18 protein-coding genes and 2 pseudogenes are annotated in these 23,540 nt (G+C 69.8%); 13 read left to right on the top strand and 7 right to left on the bottom strand.

The window, feature by feature from the left end; translation table 11 throughout:
• Window positions 1-380: 380 nt before the first annotated feature.
• The 7 genes from FF36_RS22120 to FF36_RS22090 all read left to right on the top strand — a co-directional run bounded on the left by FF36_RS22120 (window position 381) and on the right by FF36_RS22090 (window position 7,129).
• On the top strand, window positions 381-1,064 hold the full coding sequence (locus FF36_RS22120) for an AAA family ATPase (RefSeq protein ID WP_044887053.1): 684 nt from the start codon (window positions 381-383) through the stop codon (window positions 1,062-1,064).
• Window positions 1,061-1,195 (top strand): hypothetical protein, encoded by a 135-nt coding sequence (locus FF36_RS40090; protein WP_255355731.1) that lies wholly within the window; start codon window positions 1,061-1,063, stop codon window positions 1,193-1,195. Before FF36_RS22120 ends, FF36_RS40090 begins: the two co-directional genes overlap by 4 nt.
• A 203-nt stretch (window positions 1,196-1,398) precedes the next feature.
• Window positions 1,399-2,742: a Rossmann-fold NAD(P)-binding domain-containing protein gene (locus FF36_RS31680; protein WP_052681299.1), complete on the top strand. Its 1,344-nt coding sequence runs from the start codon at window positions 1,399-1,401 to the stop codon at window positions 2,740-2,742.
• Window positions 2,739-3,272, top strand: coding sequence for a hypothetical protein (locus tag FF36_RS22110; RefSeq protein WP_052681297.1), 534 nt, complete (start codon window positions 2,739-2,741; stop codon window positions 3,270-3,272). The genes FF36_RS31680 and FF36_RS22110 overlap by 4 nt, the downstream gene beginning before the upstream one ends.
• On the top strand, window positions 3,269-4,093 hold the full coding sequence (locus FF36_RS22105; RefSeq protein WP_044887052.1) for a methyltransferase: 825 nt from the start codon (window positions 3,269-3,271) through the stop codon (window positions 4,091-4,093). The genes FF36_RS22110 and FF36_RS22105 overlap by 4 nt, the downstream gene beginning before the upstream one ends.
• 922 nt (window positions 4,094-5,015) lie before the next feature.
• The gene (locus tag FF36_RS22095; protein WP_044887050.1) at window positions 5,016-5,999 is read left to right on the top strand and encodes a GNAT family N-acetyltransferase; all 984 of its coding nucleotides are present in this window, start codon (window positions 5,016-5,018) and stop codon (window positions 5,997-5,999) included.
• A gap of 308 nt (window positions 6,000-6,307) precedes the next feature.
• Window positions 6,308-7,129, top strand: a complete 822-nt coding sequence (locus FF36_RS22090) for an SCO6745 family protein (protein ID WP_044887049.1) — start codon at window positions 6,308-6,310, stop codon at window positions 7,127-7,129.
• 68 nt (window positions 7,130-7,197) lie between these two features.
• Here FF36_RS22090 and FF36_RS22085 read toward each other — a convergent pair whose 3' ends face one another.
• A complete protein-coding gene (locus FF36_RS22085; RefSeq protein ID WP_206778471.1) occupies window positions 7,198-8,751 on the bottom strand; it encodes an NsdA family TPR-like regulatory protein in 1,554 nt (517 codons plus the stop codon).
• Window positions 8,752-9,362: 611 nt separating this feature from the next.
• On the opposite strand from FF36_RS22085, the pseudogene FF36_RS41530 reads away from it, so the two are divergent.
• A pseudogene (locus tag FF36_RS41530) lies at window positions 9,363-9,585 on the top strand (dCMP deaminase); the annotation flags it as partial.
• 84 nt (window positions 9,586-9,669) lie between these two features.
• Here the strand turns inward: FF36_RS41530 and FF36_RS22075 are convergent.
• On the bottom strand, window positions 9,670-10,332 hold the full coding sequence (locus tag FF36_RS22075) for an ATP-binding protein (RefSeq protein WP_082122128.1): 663 nt from the start codon (window positions 10,330-10,332) through the stop codon (window positions 9,670-9,672).
• Window positions 10,329-10,745, bottom strand: a complete 417-nt coding sequence (locus tag FF36_RS22070) for a recombinase family protein (RefSeq protein WP_044887046.1) — start codon at window positions 10,743-10,745, stop codon at window positions 10,329-10,331. The genes FF36_RS22075 and FF36_RS22070 overlap by 4 nt, the downstream gene beginning before the upstream one ends.
• A 1,600-nt stretch (window positions 10,746-12,345) precedes the next feature.
• Between FF36_RS22070 and FF36_RS22060 the strand changes: the two genes are divergently transcribed.
• From FF36_RS22060 to FF36_RS36100, 3 genes are all read left to right on the top strand, one after another.
• Window positions 12,346-12,873 carry an NUDIX domain-containing protein gene (locus tag FF36_RS22060; RefSeq protein ID WP_044887045.1) on the top strand — a complete coding sequence of 176 codons (528 nt, stop codon included), beginning with the start codon at window positions 12,346-12,348 and terminating at the stop codon, window positions 12,871-12,873.
• 258 nt (window positions 12,874-13,131) lie between these two features.
• Window positions 13,132-13,938 (top strand): DNA-directed RNA polymerase subunit alpha C-terminal domain-containing protein, encoded by an 807-nt coding sequence (locus FF36_RS22055; RefSeq protein WP_128423359.1) that lies wholly within the window; start codon window positions 13,132-13,134, stop codon window positions 13,936-13,938.
• A 969-nt stretch (window positions 13,939-14,907) separates the two neighbouring features.
• On the top strand, window positions 14,908-16,578 hold the full coding sequence (locus FF36_RS36100) for a P-loop NTPase family protein (RefSeq protein ID WP_199865462.1): 1,671 nt from the start codon (window positions 14,908-14,910) through the stop codon (window positions 16,576-16,578).
• Window positions 16,579-17,603: 1,025 nt separating this feature from the next.
• On the opposite strand, the gene FF36_RS22040 is transcribed toward FF36_RS36100, so the two are convergent.
• The 3 genes from FF36_RS22040 to FF36_RS22030 all read right to left on the bottom strand — a co-directional run bounded on the left by FF36_RS22040 (window position 17,604) and on the right by FF36_RS22030 (window position 21,051).
• Window positions 17,604-20,024, bottom strand: a complete 2,421-nt coding sequence (locus FF36_RS22040) for a hypothetical protein (protein ID WP_157871733.1) — start codon at window positions 20,022-20,024, stop codon at window positions 17,604-17,606.
• 467 nt (window positions 20,025-20,491) lie between these two features.
• On the bottom strand, window positions 20,492-20,767 hold the full coding sequence (locus FF36_RS22035; protein WP_044887040.1) for a hypothetical protein: 276 nt from the start codon (window positions 20,765-20,767) through the stop codon (window positions 20,492-20,494).
• Between the two features lie 14 nt (window positions 20,768-20,781).
• On the bottom strand, window positions 20,782-21,051 hold the full coding sequence (locus FF36_RS22030) for a hypothetical protein (RefSeq protein ID WP_044887039.1): 270 nt from the start codon (window positions 21,049-21,051) through the stop codon (window positions 20,782-20,784).
• A 39-nt stretch (window positions 21,052-21,090) separates the two neighbouring features.
• Between FF36_RS22030 and FF36_RS41040 the strand changes: the two are divergent.
• Both FF36_RS41040 and FF36_RS36435 read left to right on the top strand, forming a co-directional pair.
• A pseudogene (locus FF36_RS41040) lies at window positions 21,091-21,799 on the top strand (helix-turn-helix domain-containing protein); the annotation flags it as partial.
• An 11-nt stretch (window positions 21,800-21,810) separates the two neighbouring features.
• Window positions 21,811-22,032 (top strand): hypothetical protein (locus FF36_RS36435; protein ID WP_206778470.1); only part of this gene is annotated, 222 nt, incomplete at its 5' end.
• Between the two features lie 256 nt (window positions 22,033-22,288).
• Here the strand turns inward: FF36_RS36435 and FF36_RS22020 are convergent.
• Window positions 22,289-22,792 carry a hypothetical protein gene (locus tag FF36_RS22020; protein WP_044887038.1) on the bottom strand — a complete coding sequence of 168 codons (504 nt, stop codon included), beginning with the start codon at window positions 22,790-22,792 and terminating at the stop codon, window positions 22,289-22,291.
• Window positions 22,793-23,540 lie beyond the last annotated feature (748 nt).

Raw genomic sequence — 23,540 nt, 5'->3', positions numbered from 1 at the left:
TTGCCAGAACTCGGCTGGCAGTTTCGGCGGCGCGGAGCGGGTGTGGGTGGCCGTCCGCTGGCAGGGTCCGCAGACGGGGCCCAGGTTGTCCGCGGCGAGGCGGTGGCCGCACCGCGCGCAGCCGCGTAACGGGCGCGTCATCCCGAGCCGCCTCCCCAGCGATGTGTGCGGGCGGACGATCAGCGGAGTAACGCTAGCACTGCCCGTGACTGTGTCCATGCATCATGCGCATGAAGGTGTACCGGATCGCGGTATAGCCACTACCCGCCGCTGAATTTCACGCTCAGGATGTCGCACTCCATGGAGCCGGTCCGACACGGGCACAGGACCACATCGAATCGCGCCGGCGGAGATTCCCAGCAGAAAGGGGGTGGATGGCGATGCCCCTCGCCGTAGCGGTGCCGATGCTCGGGCCACCCGCGGTAGGGAAGTCGACGCTGGCGAGTCGACTTGGCCAGGCGCCGAACTGCGTGGTGTTCAGGCTGCGTGAGCAGGTGCCGGCGGGGCGGCTTGCTGCGACCGCGGGCGGCGCCGGGCCGCTGGGCTGGATGGATGACGTCACGGTCGCGACCGCGCTTCGCCGCTATCTCGACAGGGTGGTGCGCGCCGCAGGCGCACACGTAGTGATCTTCGACAACTTCCCGGGCAGCGGCCGACAGGTCCGGTTGCTGCTGGGCGAGCTTGCCTCCCTCGCGCCTGGCCGTGTGGTCCTGCCGATCGAGCTGTCGGTCGACGCGGTGACACTGCGCCGCCGTGCCGTGCAGCGGCGGGTCTGTCATCGCTGCGAACGTGACCCCGTGCGGGACCCGCGGCTGCCTGCTAAGGCGAGCGACGAGGACGCGCAGCGCTGTGGCCGGTGCGGCGGTGTGCTTCAACCCAGACGGGGCGACGCGCCCCGGCTGCTGCGTGCCCGGCTCGCCCGCTGGCAGCGCGAGGCCGCAGGCATCCGCGACGAGTTCGCCGCGGCCGGCATCGCGATCAGCCGACTCGATACCACCGGCAGCCTCGCCGATACCGCCGCTGCCGTGTCCGCCCTTGTGACCGCGAGGAGTACCCGTCGATGACCGCGCCCGTTCTCTGCATCCCTCCGAGACAGCTCGTCCGCGCCGAACCGACCGGCGACGCAGTCCATCTGCGTGCGCTCGGCCTGCGTGCGCTCGGCGTCCGGGCCCCGGTACTCGGGGTCCGGCCGTGACCCCGCTCTTGACCACGCCAACCGTGCACCCTCGATCGCCTGCCACCGCACCGCCCGACCAGCGCCGGCACGAAGCAGGAATCTGTGGCCGTGCGCAGTTGACAGTGAGCTGTCGCGACGAGCCGGACAGTCGTGAACGGCACCTCGACGACGCCGTCGGCCGTGTACAAGCCGTGCTGCCCCAGGCACATGTGGATCGTGGGATGCCGGGGGCGCGGGTACTGCGACTGCCGGGTGACGGCGAGGCGGTCCTCACCGCAGGCAGTGAACAGTCCGGCCAGAGGCTGACGCTGACCGCGGCGATCCTCGCCCCGGGTGACCTCGGCGGACGGGGGCAGGGGCGCCTGCTGACGGCGGTGGGTGCTCTACCGTTCACGGCGACTGAGATGGCCGACCTGCATGCCCAGATGCCCCTCACGTCGCGGCTGGCCGGCTGGCAGCCGGCCGGGGTGCTCGTCGATGTGGCGCCGGTGCTGGCGGTGCATCACATGACCGACTTCCTGGTGCTCGTCGACGCGTTGTGTGCGCTGGGCGTCGCCCCGGCGGCGATGACGGTGCTCGACAAGCGGTACGCCTACCGGCACACCCAGCGTGTCGACGCCCACCTGCGCGCCCAGGGCGTCACCGTGGCGGACTGGCGGGCGGCCCCGTTGGCGATCGCGGGCCACTGTGCTCGCGCGGACGCGGCTGGCCGGCGGCCGGTCCTGATCGACGACGGCGGCTACCTGCTTCCAGTTCTGCTCGACGAGTACCCCGATCTGGTGGGCCGGTTTCTCGGCCTGGTCGAGCAGACGACCTCGGGCATCGCCAAGCTCGCCCGGTTCGGCCCGGCGCTTCCGGTGCCGGTGTTCTCCGTCGCCGAGTCGCGGCTGAAGGCCACGATCGAGTCCTACGGCGTCGCCGACGCCGCCGTCCGCAACCTGCTCACGCTGCTCCCGCAGCAGAAGTGGGAAGGCAAACCGGCGGTCGTCCTCGGGTACGGCCGCATCGGCGAGCAGGTCGCCCGGGTGCTGCGCGACCGGCGGATGCGCGTCGCGGTCCACGACAGCGAGATGGTCCGCCTGGTCGCCGCCCACGAGGCCGGTTTCACCACCGGCCGGTCCGTGCGCCGTCTGCTCGCCACCCACCAGCCGGTTCTGGTCGTCGGCGCGACCGGGAGCACGTCGCTGCGCGGCGACCATCTGGACGGCCTACGCGGCGACTGCTTCCTGGCCAGTGTCACCTCCCGCGCCCGGGAACTGGCACTCGATGAGATCGCCGACGACGCCACGGTCCTCCCCGTCACGGCGGGCCTGCGCTACCACCGGCCCGGCGGCGCGACGGTCACCGTCCTCGCGGACGGCTATCCGCTGAACTTCCACCACGCCGAGTCGCTGCCCAACAGCTACGCCGACGTCGTCATGGCCGCCCTCGCTCTCGGCGCCATCGCCCTGTCCCAGTACCGCGACCGCTACCCGGCCGGGCACAACGTCGCCCTGACCGACCGCATCCTGGAGTCCAGCGGTCTACTGGAGCGCTACTACGCCGAGCACGGACCGACGACATGACCGCCCCACAGGACGATCGGATCTTCCCGGTCCACGGGTCCTCACAGCCGGTCGCCGCGTTCGCGGACCACCTGCGTGCGGTCCGCGACGGGCTGGATCTGCCCGTCGGGCTGATCACCGCAGAGCGACCACAGCTGCCTCGCCGCGGTCTGGTGCGGGTGGCGCACCTGGTCACAACGTCAGGCGAACGCGGACAGGTCGGCGACACTGTCGTCTGGGAGGTCATGAGCGCCGACGCTTGTCGCCGCTGGCTCGCCGGCGCGCCCGCCCCTGACCCGGCCGTCATCGAGGCCGCCGTGCCCGCGTTGTTCGCCCTGCGCTGCCTGCACCGCGCCGGAAAGATCGACCACCTCCGCGTGCCCGAGCTGGCCGAGCTCATCGCGGACCGTTACCTGTCCGCCAGGCTCGCCCATCAGCACTGGCCGCTTGTCCGTGAGGCCGCCGCCCGCGCACAGACCTACCTGGCCGCCCACGGCTTTGCCGCCGCTCGACCGACACCCGCCTGCCTGGTGAAGGAGCCGAACCGATGACCGACCCTGGCGCGCACGCCTCGGACAACAGCTGGGTTCGGGGAGCCGTCGACCACGCGCTCGTTCCCGCCTACCAGACCCACACTGCCACCCTGCGGGGCATCATCCGTCAGCGTCTCGTCACTCGCGCCCTGCGCACCTACCTGCCCGACCCGCCCGGCCGGATCCTCGACCTCGGCGGCGGTGACGGTATCCAGGCCATCGCGTTGGCCCGGCTCGGCTACCAGGTCACGATCTGCGACCCGGACCCCGACATGCTGCGCCAGGCCGAGGAGAACCTGCTCACCGAAACCGGCACGACCCGTGACCATGTCACCCTGATCCTCGGCGACGGGCATGACGCCGCCGGGCTCGTCGGTGGCGACTGGGACGCCACGCTCTGCCACGGCGTGCTGATGTACCTGCCCGACCCGGCTCCGCTTCTGAACGTCCTGGCCGCCGTCACCCGCCCCGGCGGGACGATCTCTGTCGTCGGGAAGAACGCCACCGCGCTCGCCCTGCGCGCCGGTCTCCAAGGGCGCTGGCACGACACTCTCACCCTCCTTGACGACGAATCCCGCCGCGCCACCGTGACCGAGATCGGAAACCTCGGCGTCCCCAGCCGCGGCGACGACCCCCGCCACATCCAGGACCTGCTGACCGCCGCCGGCACCGAACCCGTTGCCTGGCACGGCATTCGCGTCTTCACCGACCACCTCGGCGACACCCCGCCCGGCCCCGACCTCGACACCGTGATCGAAGCCGAGTGGACCTCCGGCAGCCGCGACCCTTACCGCCAGATCGCCCGCCTCTACCACCTGATCCACACCCGCCGGCCATGACCCCCACCCAGCCACCCGCCAAGCCCTCGGCAGCTCGACCGCCCGACTTCCGTCGGCCTGTCGGCCAGTGGCGGCAGGCGCGTCGCACCTGCCGGCCGGGCTGCTTCGGCTACCACGCCGCCTGGTCTGTCTGTCGCCGTCTCGGGATCAAGAGCCATCCTGGCTGGCACCAGGACTTTCTGACCGCGAGTCTGTCCAGCCACCCGGACGCCGCGATCCGCCCACTCGACGTCGTCATCGCCGGCGCCGCCGACGACACGATGCTCNCCNCCCTCGCCCGTGTCCCCCTGCCGTATCCGCCACGTGTCCACCTGATCGATCGGTGCGCCACACCCCTGGCCTGCAACACCGCCGCCGCCCTCCGGCTCGGGCTTGACCTCACCACCGAACAGCGCGACCTCGCCGCGCCACCCGCCACGGGACCCATGGATCAGCAGCACGCCGGCCCGCGCGGCTGGCCGCAGTCCCTCGCTACGGTGGACGTTCTCGTCACCGATGGCCTGCTGTCCCTGTTTCCCTCTCGCGCGGCTGTCGACGAACTGCTACGTGGGGTCAACCGCGTCCTGCGTCCTGGTGGCAGGTTCTGCTACACGACCCGGCTCACCGCCCGCCCGGACCAACGCCTCGAATACGACCTCCTCGGCCGCCTCCTCCAGACCACGACAACCCTCGCCTGCCAGCCCGCCACAGCGGCACAGCGCTGGGCCGCGGCCAAGCGAACCTGGTCCAGGCCCACCCGACGCGCGCCGTTCACCACCATCGATGCTCTGGTCGACGCCGTCGCCCACGCCGGCCTCACCATCATCGACGTCGAGCACGACACGGCCCCGCCGTCCGCCGCACTCGCCGCCCACCCCCGCCGCCTGTCCGCCACCGCGAGCACGATCGTGCGGCTGCGCGCCGAAGCCCGTCCCGGTCACTGATGGCCCTCCGAGTCGACCGCGTCGACTACCAGACGGACTCCCACCTGGACACCGAACTCGCCGACCTGTGCTACCAGTCCATTCACGGCCGCACCGACCAGCGGCCCGTCACCGCCGACCTCGTCGCCTCCCGCCTACACACCACCAACAGCCAGCCACCCACGTCCCTGGTCATTGCCCGCGACGAGCACCACCAGCTCATCGGCGCCATTGCCCTGCGATGGCCCTACGTCCCCACCGGCACCGGCCGGCTGTGGGGCCCCGTCGTCCACCCCGACCACCGCGGCCACCGCCTCGGCAACCGGCTCCTCGCGGCCATCTGCCACCCCGACGGCCAAGCCGCCACGCTGCCGGCCATCACCACCGCCGAAATCCCCAGCGCAGCCCCCGACGCTCACGCCCTGTTCACCCACGCCGGCTGGCAGCGAGTTCCCGGACCGACCCTGCTTCGCGGACCCATCCTGCCACCAGGGGCCGCCTCGCCGCCGCCGACCGTCTGGACCGCCCAGGACACCACCCCACACGATCTCGCCCGCCACCTCGGCAGGCTCTACGCCGCCACCTACCCCGACCAGGACCCGCGCACGGCGACGGACACGCTGCGGCGCTGGAGCCAGGACCGCCGCTACCAGCCAGACCGCCTCCTGCTCACCGGCCCCGCACGTCAGCCCGCCGCCGCAGCGTTGCTCTATCCCCTCGCCACCGGCCACAACGGCGAGCCAGCCGAACTCCTGATCGCCGACATCCTCACCGACCACAACCTGGCCGTCGCCGACCAGCTCGCCACATGCAACGACCTCGTCCACGCGGCCCTCCGGCACGGCGCCCTCGGCGGCTCGGCCGTCGTCCGCGCCGTCCTGCCATCCCATCGCCAGCCATGCCTCGCTGCGCTGGAAAACGCGGGCCTGGCACGCGTCGACGAATTCACGCTCTACGCCCCGCCCGCAGGGACCAGCCGGGACGAACCCTCAGCCCGACCATGACCAGCACCGACGTGTGCGCCGTGGCCGGCGTTGGGCCCTTTCACTCCTGATACGAGGCGGGGGTCGACTCGACCGTCCGCGGCGGATACGGGCTTCTCCCGCTGGCCGTGGGCCCCCGGCGCCGGCGGCAGGTAGGCGCCGCGGGCGACCGCCCACCGCTCGTGCGGCGAGACGTCGCGGACGGCCAGGGCCTCCGGGGGGTCCGCCCGGTCGAGCGGGCCACGCCCATCGATGAGTTTCGCGGGGACCAGGCGTCTAAGTGATCGTGAGTGTCCGCACGATGCGCTGGGCAGCAGGAGAATCAGGTCATGAACTCGATGGCACGCCGGATGTTCGAGCTGGTCGAGCCGATCGGTGTCATCCCCTACGCGGCCGACGAACCCAATGAGGCGATGTTCGCCCTGGGGTTCACCAGCTACTGGGATACCTACTTCGCCGGACGGGCGGCGCCTCTGGGTCTCGTCCCGGCGGAGGTGGTGGACGCGCTCTTCTACAACTTCGCTCCCGGCGAGGTCGCCCGCCACATCCCGAAGGTGTGGGACACGACCACGCCCGAAGCGGCGATCGCCGCTCGTCAGATGGGTTGTGTGAAGGCGTTGCGGCGGATCCTCGGTGATCACGTCGACTCGCCCGCCTTCGCACGGGCCGCCGAACTGTTGCTCAGGGCTGCGACCAGCGCACCGTTCGAGGGCCGGCCCATGTACGCCGCGCTGCGCGCGATCCCGATCCCCGATGACGTGGTGGCTCGCCTCTTCCATGCGGCTTCCCTGCTGCGTGAGCACCGTGGCGACGGGCACATCGCCGCCCTGATGATCGAAGGTGTCGGCGGTCTGGAGGCTCACGTCCTCTACGCCCTCGGCGTGGACATGCCTGCGGAGAAGTTCGGACGCATCCACCACCTCCCCCCAGCGCAGCTCGCCGCCGTGATCGACGGGATGCGCGCTCGCAACCTGATCGGAGATGACGGTTGCCTAAGCGAAACGGGCCGCGCCGTCAGGCAGCGGGTCGAGGCGCTCACCGACGACCTCGCCGCGAAGCCGTACGAGAGCCTCGGGCCCGACGAGCTCGACGAACTCGTGACCACCCTCGAACCGCTCGCCACACTGCTACGCGCCGACCAGAACCGGTAGACGGAGCGTAGCTACCAGGACGCGGATGGGGCGCAGCGGCGGGAAGCCGGCCGGGTGGCGCCTAGCGGCTAGGCAACCTGAAGATCGCGGAGGTATGCCCTGAACGCTCGCACATTCTCGCGACCCGATTCGGTGGGCGACACGGCGGTGGCCACGTCACGGCTGACCTGGACGATCGGACTGTTGTACTGGGCGCGCGGCAAGGCGGTCATCGCGGTGTACGCCTGGTCGATCCCGCCGTCGATGTCTCCACTGCGGATCTGGCACAGCGCACGCTGGAGGTCGACCAGAACCGGGCCGCGTCGGTTCTCGACGGGAAACAGACGCGAGGCGGCGGTCTGGGCCCCGTCGGCGCGGGTCCAGTCGCCGAGGTGAGAGTAGGTGTAACTCTCGGCAAGATGCAGGGCACGTTCGGACCACCCGAACCACGAGGCGGTGTCCCCGGAAACCTCGGGCGGCAGGCGCTCGAAGTTGATCTGCACCTCGGTCAGGACGCCTCGTGCTTCCTCGACGCGTCCCGCTCTGACGAGAACACGCGCTTTCCCGTCGAGGTAGTCCTGCACCGCCGCGGGCGGCGCGTGGACGCTGGCAGCGACCGCGTCGGCCTCGGCGACGAGGCCGAGGGCGTCCGCTACGGGTCGCTGTTCGTACAGCGCGCGGACGATCTCACGCCCGCGGGTCCACAGCCGCGCATGGACATCACCCGAAGCGTCGGCTGCCCGCTTCGCGGTGCGCCACCAGCGACGAGACGACGCCAAGTCACCGACGTCCGCCGTGGCATGTGCCGTGAAAGCCGCCAGCAGGGCCCCGATACGGCGCAGTTCGCGCACGACCGTGCTGTCGGTCTCGTCTCGTGCGACTCCGCTGAGGATCGACAGGTCGGCGTCGAGCCGACGCAACAGGTCGGCGGCAGGGTCGCTGCCATAGCTGAGGCTGTAGTCGTGCACGATCGCTCGCCACTCGTCAACGTCTGGTACGCCGTCGTCGGGCGCGAGCGACGTCGTCACCGTGTGGCGGGTGGGCTCCATCGCCGCGAGCGGAGCGACCAGACCGGCTCCCGCGAGAAAGCCGCGCCGGTCAACGGGCACGACAACCACCCCATGGGCACTGCGGACAAGCTCACGATCTCTCACCTCCAGACTACCGTCACGTGGTTCACCAGTGCGCCGAACGCCAGATTCGCTCCGGATTTCAGAGAGGGTGGCGCGCGGTGTCGAGGTCGGCGTGCCCGATCCGGTCATCGTGTCCAGGACAAGGCGATCAGCGGCCGTGTAGTTCTCGTGGTCATCGATGTCGAGGAGACTGCCTACCGGAGCGCCGTAGGCCACCGCCAGCAGCGCGAGAACGCGCGGGGTGGGCCGCAATCCGGACCGGGCCGGCCATTGCTCCAGCTGGCACAGGCGCGGCCCGGTCATCGGAGCACGCCCATCCTCGTCGTATCCGGTGCGTGCAGCGACATCGTTGACCCGGCGCGCGGCCTGATTCAACGTCCAGCCATGGGCATGCCGCCACGCCGCACGAGGCCGAAACCGGTAACGCCTCGCGAACTCAGCCGCGATCTCACCGTGCCCCATCCCCAGAGCCCGCATACGGGAACGAAGATCGTCCTGCTCCTCGCGCAAGCTAATCCGTGCCGTCGCCATCTCCACCCACTCAGTTCCTGGTCCGCAGCGCATCACTATCGGCGCAGACTAGGACTCCTGGTGACGATGTCTATGGGCGTTGTGTATGCCTGCCATCGATCTCTGGCATAGCCACCTCCGCCGTGCAGGACCGACGCTCGGGGTGTTCAGACCTGGGCGTGTCGCCTGCGACGGCTTCCTGGCCGCGCCCCGGTCCAGTAGCCGCAATCGCCAGATTGGCCAACCAATGCGACTTCTGGCTGTCACAGTTGAGCTAGAGCTGTCACACCCCGGCCGCAAAGGGTAGCGACGCGTCGCAGTCCGTGTCTAACCTGGCCGCCGCTGCGATGGCCCATCGTGAGGAGAGTTCTCATGTCAGAGGACGCGGCGGTTCTTGACCGTCTCACCGCGGACCTGTTCGACCTCGGTACCCGGGCGGTGCCGGTGACCGACGTCGCCGGGTCAAACACGACGACGGACTGCACCGACGACGGCTGCTCACGCACCTGTCCGAGCGTGGGTTGCTCGGCGACTTGCGCGAACCGCGATTAGCGAGACCACCGGTGCGTTCGCGGCTGTTCGAGCCGTTACCGGGCGCCGCAGTGCTGGCGCCCCTCGAACCCTGCTCCCTGCGCAAGTCCCGGCCACGCACCTGCACCCAGCTCATCCTGGAAGCGAAGATCCCGCGAGTGGTCATCGCCTGGCGCGAACCCAGCCTTCTTCGTCGCCGACTGCCAAGGCTACGAACTCCTCACCCAGGCCGGCGTCACCGTCGTGGAACTACCCGAACTCGGCGAGCAGGCCCGCGCCATGAACGCCCACCTGTCGGTGTGATCCGATTTCGGCTAACGTCCGCTCGGCTTCGGAACGCTCTGGGCCGGTGTTCGCCGCCGGTCAGTTGCCACACGGGGTGGGAAGTTAGTACCAGGGGTCGAGCGCACGCAGGCGCTCCGCAACCCGCGCAACGACCGCGGGATCCGTACTGAAGGTGATGTCCGGTAGGCCCGGCGCGCGTGCCGGGGCGGCCGTTGGCTCGGGCACGGGTCGTGGGGTGCGCTCGGGCAGCGGTGGCTCATCGCGGCGGCGCTGAACAGGCACAATAGCGCCGGGAAACCGTGCCCACACGACGATCCCGCCGGAGGTCGCCCTATAGGATCCCCACCGGTCGGTGAGCGCCTCGACGAGGCCCAGCCCTCGGCCCGTTTCGCTGTCCTCGTCCGGTCGCTGCACCGTAGGCAGGGGGACGTCGGGTCGGCTCCATACTTCGACCAGGACGTCGCCGCTGGCGGTGGATAGCCGGACCGCGACGAACTCGTCTTCCGGGCGGCTAGCGCGCACGGAATTGGTCACAAGCTCGGACAAGACCAGTGCGGCGACCTCGACGGCCTGCCCGTCGACCGACCATGCTGTCAGCGTCTCGACGGCTTCCGCGCGCACGACGGGGACCGCCGCGTCGCAGGGCAAAAGGCGAGCCACAGCGACGTGGCCGGTCGTGGGCCGGCTGGGTGTCGTGCGGAAGCCGGTGCTGGTCACAGCCGTGGGGACGGCGAACGGAGCCGCCGCTGGCGGGAGGTGGCTCATGTGATCGTCCGCCATGCAGCGGGCTGGCTCTGGGGCGTGACCTGGTGCTGGTCAGCGCGGGGTGCCGTGACGGTATGGAGACGTGCCCCGAGCACCTCGATCTCGACCTCGATGGCGCGGCGCACCGCGGGCAGAGACGAGAGGTGGTCGACGTCGATCACGAGGACATCGCCGCGCGCTCGCAGGACGGTGTCGAGCAGGACGCTGAGGCCGGGTCGGACGAGACGCCCCGGCGGTACGCAGCGATCGACGAAGACCTCGGCGAGGTTCATGCCTTCCTCGCGGGCGTGGTCGGCGAGCTGGTCGTGCAGGCGGTCGATGACGGCTTCGTCGGTGTGGTCGACGCCGATGTAGCCGTACACCGCTCGTGCCGGTTTGCTGGTCGGGAGGATCGGGATCGGCCCGCTGTCCACGGCTACCTCCATGCAGGCTTGGCCGCTGGCTCGCGCCCGAGGCCGAGGAGGTGTGGTCGACTCGGCCCCGGGCGCGTGGCGTAAGCGTCCGCAGGCCAGACAGGATGGGCTATGCCGGTTCCTGTATGACGCTCATGCGTCGCGCGGTTGAGATCGCACCGGCCGTACACGATCTGGACTTACACTGCTGGCACATAGCACCCGGACGGCCACAAGTGGGAGCAGGACGAGTCATGAACGCCGCATCGAGCCGCTACTGCGGCTCGTGCGGAGGTCGGTTGGCGCGCGACAACACCGACTCCCTGTGTGCCCGGTGCATCGGCCACAGCCGCAGAGCGCAGGACACCGCTCCCGACGTGCCGGAGCGGTTCTGGCACACCGACCAGATGCGTGACGCCTTCGCGGCCCAGCACATCGGCCGGGTCTCCGCGGCCTACCGCCTGCACCCCCACCACCCTCGGCCCATCAGCCAGGAACGGCTGGGCCGGTGGCTCACCCTGACGCAGGCCCAGGTCAGCCGGATCGAGAGCGGCCCGCCGATCCGTGATCTCGACCGGCTGGCGCACTGGGCGCGGACCCTGCGGATGCCGCCGCACCTGCTGTGGTTCGACCTCCCTGGCCGGCCCCGGCCGACGCCGGTGACCGTCGCGCCGGCCGCCGGGTCCAGCGGGCAGCTGTCACCGCCGGTCCCGGCGGCCGGAGGAACGCTCGACACGATCCGCTCGGCCACGCTCGCGTTCCGTGCCGCCGACCGCCAACTCGGTGGCGGTCGGCTGTACCCGGTGGTAGTCAGGTTCCTCCAGACCGAGGTGGCTCCGCAGCTGGTCGGCCACCAGTACCCGCCTTCGGTGATCTTCTCGGCGGCTGCGTCGTTGACCGACATGGCGGGGNGGCTGGCCTACGACGACGACCGTGGCGACCTCGCGGCCCAGCACTTCGTCCAAGCGTTCGGCCTCGCCACCGCGGCCGGTGACCAGGCGCTCAGCGCGCAGGCGCTCGTCAGCCAGAGTCAACTAGCCTTGGAAAATGGCCACCCTCGCGACGCCGTCCGGCTCGCCCAGGCGGGCCTCGCGCTGGTGCCGGATGACCCCCGGTACGGGGCCCTGCGAAGCCGCCTGCACGCCATGACCGCACGAGGCAACGCCCTGGCGGGCGCATCTGCCGCGTGCCAGGCCGCGCTGCGCAACGCCGAGCGAGAACTGGCCCGCGCGGTGCCCCCCGGCGACGAGTGGCTCAGCCCGTTCGACGAAGCGGCGCTCGCCGCCGAAGCCGCCATCTGCCTGCGCGATCTGCACGACTGGACCGCGGCCGAACGGGAGGCGCTGCGGGTCCTGGAGCTGCGCACACCTGACCGGACCCGTAGCCGGGCCTTCACCAACCTCACGCTGGCGACCGTGCACCTCGGGCGCGGCGACCTCGACGCAACCTGCGACGCCGGCATACGGGTCCTCGACGCCGCCACGCAGCTGGACTCCGACCGCGTCGTCAACCACGTGCGGGCGCTTGGTCGCCGCCTCGAACCGCACCTCGGCCTACCCGCCGTCGACGAGTTCCTTAGCCACCTCGCCACCACGCTGCCCGCCCGAGCCGTCGAGGCGTCATGAGCACCGCACAGGAATGGGAGGACAGCTACCGCGACCGGGTCGACGCCGAGTTCGCCCACCTCGCCGCCGGCAACGCCCGGCAAGCCCGCAAACGGGTCTCCGCCGACGCCGTCATCCGCGACGAAACCGGACGCCTCCTGCTGGTCGACCCGACCTACAAACCCGACTGGGACCTCCCCGGCGGGATGGCCGAGGCCAACGAACCCCCCCGCGACGCCCTCCGCCGCGAGCTCAAAGAGGAACTCGACCTCGACCTACCCGTCGGCGAGCTGCTGTGTGTGGACTGGGTCTCCCCACACGGACCCTGGGACGACCTCCTGGCCTTCGTCTTCGACGGCGGCACCCTGCGCGCCGACAGGGCTCACGCGCTCCGTCCCGTCGACCCAGAACTCGCCGCCGTCCGCTTCTGCCCACCGATCGAAGCCGCGCGGCTGCTGCGTCCCTACGTATGGCGCCGAACCCGAGCCGCCCTCACCGCCCTCGAACGCGGCAAGGCCACCTACCTCCACGACGGCCACGCCTGACCTGGTCTGAGCCACCCCGCCCAGCGACTGGACGGCGAAAATCGAGCTTCGCAGTGCTCAGGCTTCCGCGGCTAACGCCCAGCAGCTCATCGACGATCGGCGAGCAGCACAGGGGATCGGGCCGGCCTCGAAGTCACCGAGGCGGCACCGGTGGCGAGCATGGTGTCACAATCTGNCTCAGTATCCGTGTTGCCGTGATTCACGTCGGGTGAACGGCGTTGTGAACGGCGTTGGCCGTGGAGGTCTGGAGGCGTCCCCGTGAGCCAGGGAACCGTCGGTGCTGGCCCTCGGCTGGTGTACTTCACCGGTGACAGGAACGGCCCTGCGGGCACGTCCGCCCACGAAGCCCTGATGATCATCGCGCCGCAGTTCCTCGGCCACGGGGCCCGCTCGTCGAGGATCCTGGAGCAGTACCCGGACCGGGCCGGACTCGACGCGATGGTGTACGGCCTGGTGGAGTCCCGGGAGATCCTCGTGGTCGGTCAGAACCGGCTCGCCGACCAGCTGCGGGAGGTCCTGCGAGCCGGCGAGGTCCCGGGGTGGCGGCTACGGGACCTGCCCGCCGAGCAGACACCCGTCCACGCGCTGTACGCACGGCTGTCGGCACGAGCGGCCAACCTGTTGCGGCAGGGTTCGTTCGTGTCCGCGCAGGAGATCGCCGCTGTTCCCGACGAGGTCCTTCTTGAGATCCGGGGGCTGGGCCAGGGCGCGCTCGCCGAGATCCGTTCCGCTCTCGCCGACCCGTCGCTGCACGAGTTCACCGTCGCGCTCACCTCCGCGACCGACGACCCGGCCAGCCACGATCCCGATCCTGCTGGGGACGGCTTCGCGGCCCAGCTGCGGCCCGAGTTGCGGTATCGCTACCGCGACTTCCTCCGCGGGCTGGCCGCCGCTGACCTCCCGCCCGCGTCGTTGGACACGATCCTGGACTCACTCGCGGCCGAACCGGTGCCACTGGATGATCCGGTCGTCGCAGACATCCTGGTAGCAGCCCACGCCCTGGACCTTCTCGCCTACTACCAGAACACCCACGAGGTCCCGCACAGATCCCACCAGGGCTGGTGATCGTGGCGGGTGTTCAGCGCGGGNGGNGCGCGGCAAGATCAGGGATGCCCGCGTTCAACAGGCGGTGCATCGCCGCACCCGGCGCCCGGTTGAGCGCCTGGACCGGGAAGTCGAAGTACTCGGCGTCGTCGAACACCGGCTCGCCGCCGGGACGACGGGCGAACTGGACCCGGCCGTAGTCGACACCGTCGTCCGCGTCGCAGCTCATCCAGGTGATCGTCTCCGTCTCTCCCGGCTGCAACGGCGCCGTGAACAAGGGCCTCGCCTGGATGATCTCCCCATCGTCGAACCAGACCTGCGGCACGGCGAACACCCAGCGGTGGGTTCCGATCGCCTGCGCCCGAGCCGCGGAACGGATCTCGAACTCCAGCGCGGTCGCCCAGCTGAACAGGTAGTCGTAGTCACTCAGAATCAGGGTCCGCTCGCCGTGCAGGCCCACGATCGCGGGATAGTCACCGGCGCCGACCGCGCGCTGCACACGGGCCGTGATGTCCTCCACCAGCAGAGCGGTCTCCCTGTTCATAGCCCAGCACTTCCTTCCAGTTCGCTCTACAGGCCACACGACCCGCGGCCATGGCCGATGTCGGCCCCTTCACCTCTGATACGGCGCGCTGGCCGCACCGACCGTCCGCCTCGGGCGAAGAATCTTCCCGGCCGGCGGCACGCGCTCACGAGAGACGGCGAGGTTCCTCGCCGTCACCTGGATACGGCGACCGTGACAGCCCGACCGTCCGCCACCGACGCGGAACCGTCCGACGATCCACGCCCCTGCGCCACACGGCGACGCATTTCACCGTCCCCCTGATATGGCCGCTCAGTCAGCCCGACCGTCCGCCGCCACCCCGGACCACCCCGGATGACATCACCCGTCATGATCATTCGCCGGCGGCGGGCCGCGCGGCCCGGGTCCGCGCGCGTCACCATCGACGCCGTGCCGGACCAGACGCACCCGCCTGCCGGTCGCCTCGGGTGCCCACCGCTCGTCGTCAGGATCAGTCGCTGTGGATCGAATTGCGATCGTGGGCTGCGGGGAAGCGGGAAGTCCCACCTCGCCCGCGCGCTCGGGGCCGCGCTTGGCATCGAGCCGTACATCTGGACGCCCCGTACGACGACGCGGCCTGGAAGCCACTCGGCAAGGACACGTTTGCCGATCTGCAACCCGACCTCGCCACCGCCCCCTGGTGGATCATCGACGGGAACTACGCCGCCGCCCTGCCCATCAGGTTCCAAGCCCCCGACACGCTCAACTTCCTGGACCTGCCCGCCTCAGCCCGCCTGCGGCGAATCCTGCAATGCCGGCTCCGGCACGGCCGCGGCCAGCACCAGACGATCGGCGTCCACAACCGGATCACCTGGGACTTCATCGCTACATCGTCAGCTACCGCCGGACGAGGTCCCCGCATCTGCGCCCTGATCGCCGAGCATGCCGGGGCTGCCCAGGTCGTCGTCCTGCGCAGCCGCCATGCCACATGCCGCTTTCTCGCCGCCGTGTCGGGTTCCCTCCACGACCAGGGCAGTCACCGACGATCAGGAACGCCGCTAGCCCGTTCCCGACGCATGGGGACGCTTCTGTGTCGACCAAGGTCATCACTCGCGCAGGAATTTCGTTGCGCGCCCGAGGGGACCAGGCGAAGATCTATCTGGACGTACCAGACCGAATGCGGACAACTCGGGGGACCGGTGATACCGACGCGACCTACGCCACATACCCTGGAACGGCTCGCGTTCATTCGCTACCTGTACGAGCTAGGCCTTAGCCAAGCAGCACAGCCCGAGCCGGCTTCCTCTACCTCGGTCTTGTCCTGGCATGACGCAGCCGAACTATTCCTGCGACTCGCCGCCGATCATCTGCAAAGAAACCTGCCCAGCAACGTCAATTTCATGGACTACTGGAATCAGATCAAGCCGGCGATGCCCGCGGGAGCAGACCTCCCAGGTAAGGTCGGAATGGGCAATCTGAACGAGATAAGACGGACTCTCAAGCACTACGGAGTGCTGCCCTCGAAGGACAGCATCGAGCGATCGTCGGTTGCCGTAACAGCGTTTTTCACAGAAGCAACGGAGCTTATTTTCGGCCTCACCTTCGCCTCGATTGACTTGATCGACATTGTCCCCCAGGACGACGTTAAGAGCTATCTTCGCCTAGCGGACGACTGCGCACGACAGGGGGACCTCGCGACCGCGCTGGGGTGGCTGCTCTACGGATTCGACCAGCTGGTGAGACGCTATATCGTCGCCGGAAATTCCCGCATCGGGACCCTCAATTTCGGCGGGAATGTGGGCTCGATGGCTGTCCCAAGCGACACCGGGCACGACGACCTCGAAGGGGCCGTCGAAAGTCTGGTTGAGTGCGTGGGAGAGCTTCAGGAAGCCATGCAAATCGTCTCGCTCGGTATCAGCTACGCGGACTACGCGCGCCTCTACGCCATCGCGCCACACATCGAGAGGGACAGCGATGGATACTACATGATGTCGGGTCAGCCAGGGACCACGCACAGCGAGAGCGATTATGCTTGGGCTCGGACGTTCGTCGTCAGCTCGGCACTGACTGCCGCCAGAGCGGAGGGCCTCGTCACGGTGCTTTCAACGAGGACGAGGCCTCGCTTTCCTCGCAGGCGCATCCCGGTCCAGGGCCCCTAATCGGGTCTCAATGCCGCGCTGGTCGGCGCTACGACATTCGCCTCCGAACCCGGCGGCGATGGCCAGGGGCCAGGGCGAGGCGAGTCTGTGGGTGGCATGTCACAGGCGGCAGATCGGGCGCCTCGGCCGCCTGCGCGGCGCCAGTGCAGCAGGGCTCTGTCGCAATCGGGCACGGAACAGTCGGGCGGCGACCGCGGAACGGGACCGGTTCTCTCGGCTGGCACGGCGGCCTTGCGGACGGTGCGGTCATCATCATCTTCGGGCTTTCAGGCGGGCAGCTGTTCGGCGCCAGCGTGCTGGGCTGTTGCCCCGCGAGGCGCGGGCGCGGCCGAGGCATGCCCAGGCGGCGCACAGTGCGAGCTGCCGTTTGTCGAGCGCGGGGTAGGCGTCCCTCGCTCGTTTGGCTACGGCGGTTTNATTTTNGATCCAGACGGAACCGCCATAACCAGCCTCCGGAAACGCCGCGCGGACCGCCATGGCCAGGCCGAGCGGCCCGCCGCCAAGCCGGTATCGGCCGCTACCTCCGATGCGGCGCGTTGGCCGGCCCGACCGTCCGCAGCCGGCGCCGAAACCTCCCCCGCCCCGGGGCGGCGGGCGCGACATGGTGCCGGCTTCGTTGCCCTCACCCAGATACGGCGGCCGTGACGGCCGAACCGTCCGCCGCCGCCCCAGAGCGCAGTCCGGACCCGCACCCATCGGGATCACAGGCAGCGGAAACGCGACGCGGACCGCCGCGCCGAGGCCGAGCGGCCCGAACCCGTGGCCGAACCGGCGTGTTACTTCCGATGCGGCGCGCTGGCCGCCCCCGGCCGTCCACGGCGGCATAGGAATTCGTCCGACTGGCGGCGTAGGGATTCGCGCCTTCATCCCTGGTACGTCGGCTGTGACGGCCGAACCGTCCGCCGCCGGGTGGCTTCGGTAGCGAGTTCAGAGACCGTCGACAAGCACCGCGCGATCTCGCGTCCGCTGCCGGCTGCCAGCCCTGCGGGGTGTTCGCGAGTGACCCGTCGAAGCAGGACGGTTGATCAGAGATCCTGTTCTTGCACGCTGTCGGTCCCGAGGCCGGCCACTATGATGATCTTAGGTCGTCCGGCGGGACTCCACCGACGGAACCGGTTGACCGCGTCTTGGATCCATCCCTGCTGGGATTCCGACCATTCTGGATCTTCTGTAGCGAACAGTATCTGGTCTGCTCGCAGCATCGCGGCGGCCATGCACTTCTTCGCCACCTCGATACCGAGTTGCCTCTTGGTGAGGCTCGCGGTGGAGCTCTTGCACTCCGCGACAGTGAGAAGGTCGTCGTGGTAGGCGACGAGGTCGAGTTCGGCCTCGGGCTTGCCGGCGGAGGCAACCTCGACCTCCTCCACGTCGTCGAAGATCCCGCCCACCGCGCGTCCTCGCAGGTGAGCGGAGAGCAGGGCGACGGTGTCGCCGTGCTGGGCGAGTAGTTCGCGGCCGGCGGGATGCAGGTCGTAGTACCAGCCCGGCTCGTCGTCCGGGTGGCGCCAGGCGGGCTGGTTGAGGTCGTTGTGCGCGTCGCAGCGCAGGCAGGTCCATAGCTGGCCGAGCCGGTCGACGGTCTGGAACTGCACGCGTCCGCAGGTCGCGCATCCGAGCACAAGTCCGCGCCGCAGCACGCCGGCGCGCAGAGCCACATCGAGGCGGAGGCGGACCTCCGTCGAGGTCAGGGTGGGCACGCAGCGGCATATGCCAACGAAGCCGAGGACACCTTCGCCAGAGGCGATCTTCACACCGTCGCCGTCTGGATAGGCCCCGCGGCTGCCGTCCCCTTCGGGTCGCATGGCTCGCAGCGCGGGCAGGAGAGCCCCGCCGAAGAAGTCGGCGTATTCCTTGCGCCCCCCGAGCATGGCCGCGAGCAGTCCTGCCCGCAGTCCAGCATCGCTGGCCTTCGCGGTCATGTCGTACTGTCTGCACGCTGCGGCGATCCAGGCTTCGAGGCTCAGATCGCGCAGCCTTGGCCTGGTGAGCCGGTTCTCGGGCCGGATCCCGGCTGCGACGAAGTCGAAGCGCCCTGCCTGGTAGGACGTGCCGTGCCGGCTACTGCGCGCAAGGGTAGCCGGGAACCAGGTGGGATCCACCAGCAGTTCGTGGCCCGCGGTTCCTCGCCTGCGAACGGCGCGTCCCTCGGACCAGCGGACGTCCACGTGCCAGTTCAACTTGGTGACGACGCTCAACGGTGATCCGGCGAGCGTCGGCGGCGGAAGTGGCGCGGACATGGTCGTCGTGCCGGTCGCGTCGACGGTCACCGGGACCGGCGTGGAGATCTCCCAATGGTCGTCTACCGCGAGGCTGGTCGAGGCGGGCTGGCGCCAGGACAGCTCGGCTCCGGGGACGATCACCAGCGGCGGTGTGGACATCGGCTCGAAGGGCGGCTCTGGCTCCTCTTGCCCAGAACGGTGCACGTCTTCGGGCCCCCAGAGCGCGAACTGGGGCCTGGCCTCGTCGATGCGTTCGCGGGCCGCCGCGAGGTCGTCATCTGATCGTGAGATCGAGGTGATCACGAGGCTGGTCGAGGAGCGGTCGAGCGTCAGCCTGACGTCGGTGAGCGCCCCTCCGAGGAGATCGGGGAGTTTGGCCTCGTCGATGCCCAGGACCGAGGGAAGCCAGTACGCGGTTCCGAAGGTCCGCTGCCACAGGCACGCGAGCGCGAAGTCGTTCGCCGTGTCACCAAGTACCAGAAGGCCGGTGCCGTTACCGAAACCGCCGCCCGAGATCGCTGCGAGATGGGCCGTCGTCCGCTCACGCGCGGTGATCAGAGTCTGCGGGTCAACGCTCAGGGCGGCGCCGGGGTGCCAGATCAACACCTGGGGCGGTGTGGCGTGGTTGAGATCGAGGAGCCGCCCGGTCAGCCGGTGCCGGGTCGACGGGTCGAGTTCTGGCTCCACCGCGTCGCGCTCGGGCGGTTGCGCCACCCCCAGGTGCAGCGCTGTAGCCGCCCCGGCCAGGCCACCCCAGCGCGCGGGACAGGCCAGCACCGAGCCAGACCACGTATCTGGGATGTCGCCGATGTCCGTGAAGTGCCCGGATCCCTCTTCCCCGATCGAGGTGATCGACTCGTCGCCCCGCGCGCGGTAGACCGAGCAGACAGACGCGATCTCCTCGCGGGCCGTCTCGTCGGCCGGCGAGCGGACCTCTTCGGTGCGTATCTGATCGAGAAACCGTGCTCGCTCGTCGCCTTCGAGCGGAGTTCCGTCCTGGCCGTTGATCGGAATCGATCCCGACCTGAAGTGCTCGATGTCTTCGACGGTTGGGTGGTAGGTCACGACGAAGTCCGGGTCGTATGCCTGGCACCCCCGTAGCAGAGTCGGGTCGACCTGGCCGTTCTCGTGGGGGACGACGACGAAGTCACCGCCGCCCCAGATGCGGCTCGCCCGGTAGAGCGCGCGGCGCGCCCAGTAGCTCCAGTACTCGCCTCCGTCGATCACGATGACCACGCGGGACGGCCGCAGCGTAAGGCTCACCGAGGTGTATGACGGCGGCGCGGGTGAGGTCACCGCGCCAATGAATCACAGGTGGTATGGGCCGGGTGTATCTGGCCTGGCCAGGGGTGGGCAGCTCGCCCCGCCGGGCGATGCGAACGTCCGATACCGCCCACGCCGAGGCCGAGCGTCCCGCAGCGCTCACCGCGGATCCGACGACCGCCGTCGCCATGACCATGTTCTACGCCTCTGCCCGCGGCCTCGCCGACGACTGGCGCCGAACATTGCCGAGGACATCGCCACGCCACCCGTCGACGCATTCCTGGCGAGGCCGCGTGCCGGTGGCCGAGATCGCGGAAAGGTCTAAGCGCGACACGCCGGGCGCGCACGCCCGGCGAGGAGGGGTCAGAGCCCGCCGCCTGTCCGGTCCGAGGCGCAGGAGCAGGAGCAGAGCGCAGGGGGTAGCTCTCGCTTCAGCTCGCGCGCGCACGCCGCCCTTGTCGCTGGCCCGGCGCGAACCGGCCCGTGATGCCAGGCATGGGGTCATCGACCTGCTCGTCTCGGAGCGCCTTCGCCAGCTCGACCGTGACGTGCTCACCGCGATCAATCTCGCACTTACCCAGCGCGAGGAGTCCGTCGTTCAGGCGCTGTCGGGTGCGCTCGCGTTCCAGGCGCACCTTCATCCAGGCGCACCAGCCGACCATGCCTGTAGCCGGGGCCGCGATACCCGCGACCAGTGTGAGATCCATGTGTGCCCTCAGCGTCAGGGGCCTGTGACGCCCTGGCGGCGGATCTCATTCGACCGGTCATTCCGGCACGACCACCTCTCGTCGATCAACGAGTGCAGCGCCTCAACGAGCGCGACACCAGGCTCGTAGTCGGCGTCGGCCTGGCCGTACGCGATCAGGCCGAGGTCCCCCTCACACAATTCGAGCTGGCGAGCACGCTCCCGCAGGTTGAACTTCCGTGCGGCCCAACGGGCACGCGCTTGCCTGGCCGAGCCCTGCCACACCTCGGTTGCACCGATCAGCATGCACGATAGTCTTACCTTCATGTGAATGACTCGTCAAATATGGGTCATGCTCGTCCTCAACGCCCGGTCTGGGCATGGCCAGAACGTCGCTTCATGTGCAACACTCTTCGCATGGCGATCCCCGCTGGACCTGCTGTCGACCCCACGCTGACCGGAGGGGCCTGGCTACGTGCGGCGCGACATGCCCGGGGTCTGTCCGCCCGCCAACTCGCCGAGAGGATCGGCGTCCACCAGACCCAAGTGTCGAACTATGAGAACGAGAAGAACGCGGTCCCCGAGGAGCGGGTGAAGTCGATCGCCGATGCCCTCGGCGTCCACGTGCCCTACCTCCGCCAGCGCCTCGGCCTGTGGGTACCCGACCCGGACAACCAAACCGTGACTGGCGGCATCCGCGACGACGCCCACCGGGTCGCACTCGACCTCGCCGCGGGCCGCACAGTTGATGTTCCCATCAGCTTCGTGACCGACGACCACACCGCAGAGATCTTCAGCCGAGAACTGGCGAACGCGGTCGCGGGCCGGACGTCGCAGTGGGTGGCGGCGCCCGACCTCCCTGCGGGCAAAAGAACCAACCCGGACGGCGTCTATCCGGCGCCCACGACCATCCAGGCCCGGGTGAACTTCCCACAGGTGCGCGCCAACGACTCCGCACCGGTGACCGACAGCGCGAGCGCCACCGTCACCTCAGCGGCCCGCCCCGAACCCGGCATGCCGTCCGGCCCGCGCGTGGTGGCTACCTACAGCCCGCNCCCNCCCGCNGGGGAGGGCCTGCCCGGTACCCGCCTCGTCATGGCTCTCGTCAACGCGGCGGGCAAAGTCGGGGCCGAGCTCGTCGCCCTCCTGGACAGCATGACCATTCAGAACCGGCTCGCAGAGCTTGACCCGAACGCCCCCGCAGTCGAGTTGAACACCCAGGTCCACGGCATCGTCGAAGAGACCGTCAGGGAGCTTCCCTACCTCCTGAAACGCACCGACACGTAACGCCGGCCCCGCCGACCGATGCCGCGCCCGCACCGTGCAGGCCGAGCGCCGTTCCAGCAAGGCTGACCCACGAGGACGACGATGAGTAGGACGAAGGATCGAGCATCTCGTCGAGCCTGCCAGCACGGTGCCAGTGGTGGGCGTCGGTCGGTTGGGTCTTCCCCATGCGGGCCGCTGCGCCGCCGCCTGGCTCCGTCAGGACCCCGCCGGCGCACCGCCCGCCCTCGGCGGAAGCCGGCCCTCGCCCCAGCTGGTTTCAAATTTGACCATCCTCGGCATCGGCGACGTCGGGGAGCCAGGAGCCGGCACGAGCCGCTTCGAGCTGCGCGCGGGTGAGGACAGTCCCGTGTGGGAGCTTGAGGGCGGTCAGCTGGACAAGAGGCTCCGGCGGAGACTGGGACAGGTCGGCACCGGGTGCGGTGATGTCGTCCAGAAGCCGATCGATCAACTCCGCGAGGCAGCCAGGACCGGTGCCCGCGTAGCCCCAGCTCAGTCCGTACTGGGCGTCCTGGGGTGCGGGATAGAGGGTCCCGTCCGCGGTTCGGACCCAGATCGGCTCGTCCAGAATTAGCTCCACCAGCGGGCTGGTCGTGGGAAGCCGCTGGGGACTCGCGAGGAAGATCCGCTCGCCGTCTTCGGTGACGCTCCGCAGCGCGGGCGCGTCGGTCTCCGGATCGATGAACACGACCCCGTCGCGGCCGAAGATCTCGAACGCGGCGGCGCGGGGAGACGGCTTGAGCCGTCCCGCCCATTCAGCCACCAGCGGGCGGCCGGGTCGGCTTCCTCGATGCTTCCGTATGGAAGATCCTCTCCGTTGTCCCAGCTCATCAGTGCACGCAGGCAGTCGGCAGCGAGGGTGTCCTGGCGGCTGAGCACATCGAGCCAGCCGGCCCGTCGCTGGTGAACGTCGAGATCGTCGGTGTCCGCTGGCGGGACCGCCAGCGGACGGGCCGCGACCACGACAGTGTCCTCGTCCGCTGTCGTGGCGAGGATCTTCAGGATCTGTTCTGTGGACTCGGTCTCGCGGTGCTGGCAGGTCTGGGCGAGATTCAGCAACGTCCGCGCCGCGGGGTGGCCGTCCTCATAGCTGGCCGCCAGCCGGAGCAGGGCCGCCGTGTCGAGCGGCAGTTTCACCGGCGTCGTCACTGTCTCCTGGCCCGGCGACCAGCCCAGCATGAGCCGGCCGATCCGCAACGAGCTCGGCCAGTAGGGAAGAGGACACCCAATGACCTTCGCCAAGGTCGGCCACCCGATCTCGCCCCGACCGCCCCCGCCGACATCCGTCACCGCGGGCCCGGTCACCCCGAAGTCCCACTCCACCACGGCAATGCCAGCTGCATCGCGAAGCTCGCTTCCGACGTGCCGGAAGCGAAAGGTCTGACCGGACAGCGGCCACACCATCGCAAGCACACCCGCGGCAGTCCGCCACCGCAGCGCGATCGCCGAACCGTCAGCGACCTCCCGTCCGCCAAGGTAGGACGCTGGCGCCTGTGCGGCGGGCCAGTGTC

Origin of the sequence: Frankia torreyi (assembly GCF_000948395.1) — a bacterium.
Classification (GTDB): domain Bacteria; phylum Actinomycetota; class Actinomycetes; order Frankiales; family Frankiaceae; genus Frankia; species Frankia torreyi.
Note: the sequence above shows the minus strand (reverse complement) of the source record. Positions and strands in the feature narration are given on the sequence as shown.

Coding starts and splice junctions, on each gene's coding strand:
- FF36_RS22120 (WP_044887053.1), top strand. CDS start 381: ATGCCCCTCGCCGTAGCGGTGCCGATGCTCGGGCCACCCGCGGTAGGG.
- FF36_RS40090 (WP_255355731.1), top strand. CDS start 1,061: ATGACCGCGCCCGTTCTCTGCATCCCTCCGAGACAGCTCGTCCGCGCC.
- FF36_RS31680 (WP_052681299.1), top strand. CDS start 1,399: ATGCCGGGGGCGCGGGTACTGCGACTGCCGGGTGACGGCGAGGCGGTC.
- FF36_RS22110 (WP_052681297.1), top strand. CDS start 2,739: ATGACCGCCCCACAGGACGATCGGATCTTCCCGGTCCACGGGTCCTCA.
- FF36_RS22105 (WP_044887052.1), top strand. CDS start 3,269: ATGACCGACCCTGGCGCGCACGCCTCGGACAACAGCTGGGTTCGGGGA.
- FF36_RS22095 (WP_044887050.1), top strand. CDS start 5,016: ATGGCCCTCCGAGTCGACCGCGTCGACTACCAGACGGACTCCCACCTG.
- FF36_RS22090 (WP_044887049.1), top strand. CDS start 6,308: ATGAACTCGATGGCACGCCGGATGTTCGAGCTGGTCGAGCCGATCGGT.
- FF36_RS22075 (WP_082122128.1), bottom strand. CDS start 10,332: ATGAGCCACCTCCCGCCAGCGGCGGCTCCGTTCGCCGTCCCCACGGCT.
- FF36_RS22060 (WP_044887045.1), top strand. CDS start 12,346: ATGAGCACCGCACAGGAATGGGAGGACAGCTACCGCGACCGGGTCGAC.
- FF36_RS22035 (WP_044887040.1), bottom strand. CDS start 20,767: ATGGATCTCACACTGGTCGCGGGTATCGCGGCCCCGGCTACAGGCATG.
- FF36_RS22030 (WP_044887039.1), bottom strand. CDS start 21,051: ATGCTGATCGGTGCAACCGAGGTGTGGCAGGGCTCGGCCAGGCAAGCG.